Here is a 288-nt window from a genome sequence, read left to right on the forward strand (position 1 = left end):
TCGAGGATGGAGACCCAGCCAAGCCCGATATTTTCCGCCCGGGCCGCCAGCCAGAGCGTATGAATTGCCATCACGGTTGAATAGGCTAGCGTCTCGGGCATCGTCCTGCGCCCGAGACCCCGACCCTGCGGGACGGCACGGTCGGTAAAGACCGCGAGGTGAACGGGCGCCTCTTGCAGCCCGGCAAGCTTGAGGGCGAGATAGTCGCGCTGGCTCGCACCCTCGTAGGCCTGCGCAGCCTCCGCGTTGCACCGCTCGAAAACTTCAATGATCCGGGTTCGCGCCAGG

1 protein-coding gene is annotated in these 288 nt (G+C 65.3%); it reads right to left on the reverse strand.

Features of this window, described 5'->3' with window-relative positions; all coding sequences use genetic code 11:
• The coding region (locus tag Q1A87_RS23940; RefSeq protein ID WP_299657414.1) for a nitroreductase family protein at positions 1-288 on the reverse strand (288 nt) is incomplete at both ends.

The sequence above is a fragment of the uncultured Jannaschia sp. genome (assembly GCF_947494055.1).
Classification (GTDB): Bacteria; Pseudomonadota; Alphaproteobacteria; order Rhodobacterales; family Rhodobacteraceae; genus Jannaschia.